We start from the raw sequence: 4,523 nt of genomic DNA, 5'->3' as shown, positions 1-4,523 counted from the left end.
GCCGCCCGCCGCCGCGCCACCCTGGAACCACACCGCCCACCACACCGCCCGCCACGGAGCCGCCATGCGACACCCGCCCCACGACGATCCTCAAGGCGACCCCGTCCGCGCCTCCGACCACGACCGCGACACCACCGCCGAACGCCTCGGCGACGCCCTCGCCGGCGCCCTCGACACCGCCGAACACCGCCGCCGCCTCCAGCAGGCCCTCACCGCCACCACCCGCGGCGACCTGCACCGCCTCACCGCCGACCTGCCCCCGTCCCAGACCGCCCGCACCCGGACCGAACACGCCCGGCGCGCCGCCCAGGACGAAGCCGACGAACGCGCATGGGCCGCCGAATGGCGCTACTGGACCGGCGGCGCCGCCGTCATGACCGCCATCTGGGCCGCCACCGCCCTCCGCGCAGGGGAGTGGACGTTCTACTGGCCCGCCGCACCTCTCGCCATCTGGGCCGCCATCCTCATCTCCTACGCCATCTGGCCCGCCCGCGACGACTGAAAACTGCTCGCGGCCCCGCCCCCGCATCCGGCACACTCCACACCCTGTGGGACACCTGCACATCTTCGACATGGACGGCACGCTCCTCACCGGCACCACCGCCAACCTCGAAATCGCCCGGCACCTCGGCACCCTCCCCGAACTCCGCGAACTCGAGGCCCGCTTCGCCGCCGGAACCCTCGACACACGCGGCTTCTCCATCGAGATCCACCGGCTCTGGCGCGACCTCACCCCCGACACCGTCGCCGCCGCCTACACCGCCGCCACCTGGCTCACCGGCATCGCCGACGTCTGCGCCGACATCCGCGCCCGCGGCGAGCACTCCGCCGTCATCACCATGTCGCCCGACTTCTTCGCCCGCCACCTCCTCGACCTCGGCTTCGACGACGTCATCGCCTCCCGCTTCCCGCCCCTGCCCTTCACCGGCACCCTCGACCCCGCCGGCATCCTCACCCCCGCCGACAAGGTCCGCATCACCGAACAACTGCGCGCCCGCCACGGGCTCGACGTCGACCAATGCACCGCCTACGGCGACTCCATGTCCGACGCGCCCCTGTTCAGGCACCTCACCAACACCGTCGCCGTCAACGCCGACCACCACCTCGCCGGCATCGCCGCCCTCGACTACCGCGGCACCGACCTCACCGAGGTCTACGCCCTCGCCCGCACCCTCACCACCTGACCGCCCGCCGCCCCACAGGGGACGGCACAGGCCTTGGGGGAGCGGCGCGCGTCACCCGCCCCCCTCCACCGACCCCAGCAGCGGATGCACTCGCATCGCCGCCTCCAGCTCACCCGGCAACTCGTCCCGGTAACGACCCAGCGTCGACAGGTCCGCATGCCCCAGCACCCGCCGCACCGCGTCCATGTCCGTCGCCGCCGCCAGCAGATGAGTCGCCGTCGTATGCCGCAGCCCGTGCGGCGTCACACTCCGCCGCCGCCCCGGCTCCACCCGCTCCAGCACCCGGTCGATCACCCCCTGCACATCACCCCGCGCCAGCCGCCGCCCCCGCCACGACAGCAGCAGCGCCTTCGGCTCCCGCCCCCGGTCCAGCAGCCGCCGCCCGTCCGCCAAATACGCGTCCAGCACCTCCACCACCGGACGGGGGAGCGGCACGTCCCGCGTCCGCCCGCCCTTGCCGAAGATCCGCCAGTACCGCGTCCCCCCGTTGACGAAGAAGTCCTCGATGTTCGCCGCCGTCAGCTCCGACACCCGCGGACCCACCGCCGCCAGCAGCAGCACGATCAACCCGTCCCGCAACTCCGTCCGCTGATCACGCCGCCGCCGCGCCGCCGCCGGCTCCTCCGCCAGCCCCCGCGCCGCACCCAGCAGCCCCTCCGCCTGCTCCACCGTCAGCGCACGCCGCTCCGCGCGCAGCCCGCCCCGCTGCTTCGGCCGCACCGTCACCGCGTCCATCGGGTTCAGCTGCACCCACCCCGCCACCACCGCGTACCGGAACAGCGCCGACACCGAACGCCGGAACCGCGCCTGCGACGCCGCGCTCTGCGACGGACCGCCCCCCGGCTCCACCGCCCGCACCCGCCGCCGCTCATCCGGCTTGCGCGCGAACCGAAGCAGCACCTCATCGACGTCCTCGCCGGTCAGATCGTCCAGCACCCGCTCCGCGCCCGCCAGCGCCGCGAACGTCGCCGCGTCCCGCACGTACACCTCCGCCGACGCCGGCGCCAGCGCACCCGTCGCCGCCTTCGCCCGCACCATCTCCCCGTACCGGTCCACGCACTCGGCCACCGTCAGACGCTGAACACCGGAAGGACGCACCCGCCGGACGCTACCGCCCGCCACCGACAGAACGCCCGTAGGATCGGCACGATGACGGACCGCGCGCTGTTCGACCAGGTCGGCGAGATCATCCGGGGATCCACGCCGCCCGCCCTCGGACGCCCCCGCGTCCAGGTGCGCCACAACGGCGTCAAGGCATGGTTCGGCGACCCCGCACCCCAGCGCGAGCACTACGAGGCCCAGATCATCCCCGCCGAACTCGCCCCCGGCGCCCGCGTCCACGCCGTCGAGATCGGCTTCCACGCCGAGCACCGCGACGAACCCGCCAACCAGGACGCCCTCGCCCGCCTGCTCACCACCGAACCCCGCTGGCGCGCCGAACTCGGCGGCGAACCCGTCGCCGGCGCGTTCCTGGGCCGCGGCACCTGGCGCCGCATCTCCGAGACCTGGCCCGACCTCGACCTCGACGGCCCCGACGTCCCCTTCGAGATCGGCGTCCGGCTCGTCGACTACATCCGCGTCCTGGAACCCCACCGGCGGGTATGACCACCCGGCGGGCACCGCCGGACGCGGGGGAGGAGCCGATGCTGATCGGCACATCGGGATGGATGTACGCCGACTGGCGCGGCGTCCTGTACCCGCCGGGCCTCCCGCAGCGCCGCTGGCTGCACCGCTACAGCGAGGTCTTCCCGACGGTGGAGAACAACAACGCCTTCTACCGGCTGCCCGGCCGCGAGACGTTCGAGCTGTGGCGCGGCGGCACCCCGCCCGGGTTCGTCATGGCGGTGAAGGCCAGCCGCTACCTCACCCACATGAAACGCCTCATCGACCCGGCCGAACCCGTCGCCCGCCTCATGAACGCCGCCGCAGGCCTCGGCCCCAAGCTCGGGCCCGTCCTGCTGCAGCTCCCGCCGACCCTGCGCGCCGAACCCGACCGCCTCGCCGCCTGCCTGCGCGAGTTCCCGGCCGGCGTCCGCGTCGCCGTCGAACCCCGGCACCCCACGTGGTGGACGGACCGGACCCGCCGCGTCCTGGAGGACCACGGCGCCGCGCTGTGCTGGACCGACCGGCTCGGCCGCCCCCAGACGCCCCTCTGGCACACCGCCGGGTGGCTCTACCTGCGGTTCCACGAAGGCCCGGCCGAGCCCTGGCCCCGCTACGCCGACGACACCCTCAAGAGCTGGGCCGACGAGCTCGCCGGCGCCGACGACGCCTACGTGTACTTCAACAACGACCCGGGCGGCGCCGCCGTCCGCGACGCGCTCCGCTTCACCGACCTCACCGCACGCCCCACGCAAACGGACTAAAGGGGATGAAACACGTAAACCGGACAGAATTCAGCTTCTGTCCGGTTAACCCAGGGGAGTAGCGCGGCCCCCGGCGGAGGAGGGGGCCGCTTCGGCGCGCACCAGACGTCGGTTCCTGTGCCGGACCAGCTTCCCATGCCCGCGCGCCATGCCCTTGAGCAACCGCCCGCGGGGGACAGGACGTGAGACTCCGGCAGACTCGGGGCCATGAGCGATCTCGTCCCGCCGCCGCGCCTGGCCGCGCCGACCACCGCGGTGCGGGCGTCGTTCCTGGCCGGGGAACGCGCCGACCAGGAGGCGGACGGCGGCTCCGCGGACTGGCTGGACGAGGCGTACCGCGACTTCGACGCGTTCGTCGCGCGGCGCCGGGGCGTCCGGGTGCGCTGGGGCGTCCCGTGCACGACGTTCTGGTACATCTCGGGCGAGCGGTATCTGGGCACGCTGATCGTGCGGCACCGCCTGACGCCGGAGCTGGCCGAGATCGGCGGGCACGTCGGCTACCACGTCGTCACGCCGTGGCGGCGGCGCGGCCACGCGACGCGGATGCCGGCCGCCGGGCTGGTGGAGTGCCGCCGACACGGGCTGGACCGCGTCCTGCTGACGTGCTCGGCCGACAACGAGCCGTCCCGCCGGGTGATCATCGCGAACGGCGGCCTCCACGACGGCCGCATCCGCGGCGAAGATCGCTACTGGATCGCCCTCCGCGCCGCCGAGGTGCCCTGACCCGCCCGACCCGCAGCGGCACCCGGCCGCCTCGCGCGAACCCGGTGCCCGGCTTGCGGAATCCGACTGCGCGCGCCCCGTGCGCGCGGTGCGAATCCCGCCCGGATCGCCCCGCTTCCAGCCGGTCTCACGGTTGGTCGATAATGTACATTATGTTAAGTAGAGCCTCCGGAAGCCGGAAGAGGGGCCTCCCCGGCTTTCCGGGCCGCTCACAGGACTGACGACGTTCCCGCGTTTCACTCGCCGCTCG

6 protein-coding genes are annotated in these 4,523 nt (G+C 73.8%); 5 read left to right on the top strand and 1 reads right to left on the bottom strand.

Features of this window, described 5'->3' with window-relative positions; all coding sequences use genetic code 11:
• Positions 1-502, top strand: a 502-nt coding sequence (locus ACIWVC_RS22220) for a DUF1707 domain-containing protein (RefSeq protein WP_396450936.1), incomplete at its 5' end; no start/stop codon positions are given.
• 46 nt (positions 503-548) lie between these two features.
• Complete coding sequence (locus tag ACIWVC_RS22215) at positions 549-1,184, top strand: HAD family hydrolase (protein WP_396450934.1); 636 nt, start codon at positions 549-551, stop codon at positions 1,182-1,184.
• A gap of 51 nt (positions 1,185-1,235) precedes the next feature.
• Here ACIWVC_RS22215 and ACIWVC_RS22210 read toward each other — a convergent pair whose 3' ends face one another.
• A complete protein-coding gene (locus ACIWVC_RS22210; protein WP_396450932.1) occupies positions 1,236-2,252 on the bottom strand; it encodes a tyrosine-type recombinase/integrase in 1,017 nt (338 codons plus the stop codon).
• An 81-nt stretch (positions 2,253-2,333) separates the two neighbouring features.
• On the opposite strand from ACIWVC_RS22210, the gene ACIWVC_RS22205 reads away from it, so the two are divergent.
• The 3 genes from ACIWVC_RS22205 to ACIWVC_RS22195 all read left to right on the top strand — a co-directional run bounded on the left by ACIWVC_RS22205 (position 2,334) and on the right by ACIWVC_RS22195 (position 4,273).
• Positions 2,334-2,789: a hypothetical protein gene (locus ACIWVC_RS22205; protein ID WP_396450930.1), complete on the top strand. Its 456-nt coding sequence runs from the start codon at positions 2,334-2,336 to the stop codon at positions 2,787-2,789.
• A 38-nt stretch (positions 2,790-2,827) separates the two neighbouring features.
• On the top strand, positions 2,828-3,550 hold the full coding sequence (locus tag ACIWVC_RS22200; protein WP_396454526.1) for a DUF72 domain-containing protein: 723 nt from the start codon (positions 2,828-2,830) through the stop codon (positions 3,548-3,550).
• Positions 3,551-3,757: 207 nt separating this feature from the next.
• Positions 3,758-4,273, top strand: a complete 516-nt coding sequence (locus tag ACIWVC_RS22195) for a GNAT family N-acetyltransferase (RefSeq protein WP_396450926.1) — start codon at positions 3,758-3,760, stop codon at positions 4,271-4,273.
• The last annotated feature ends 250 nt before the right edge of the window (positions 4,274-4,523 follow it).

This window comes from Actinomadura sp. (genome assembly GCF_044508335.1).
Lineage (GTDB): Bacteria > Actinomycetota > Actinomycetes > Streptosporangiales > Streptosporangiaceae > Spirillospora.
The sequence above is the reverse complement of the archived record's forward strand: the minus strand, read 5'-3'. Positions and strand labels throughout refer to the sequence as shown.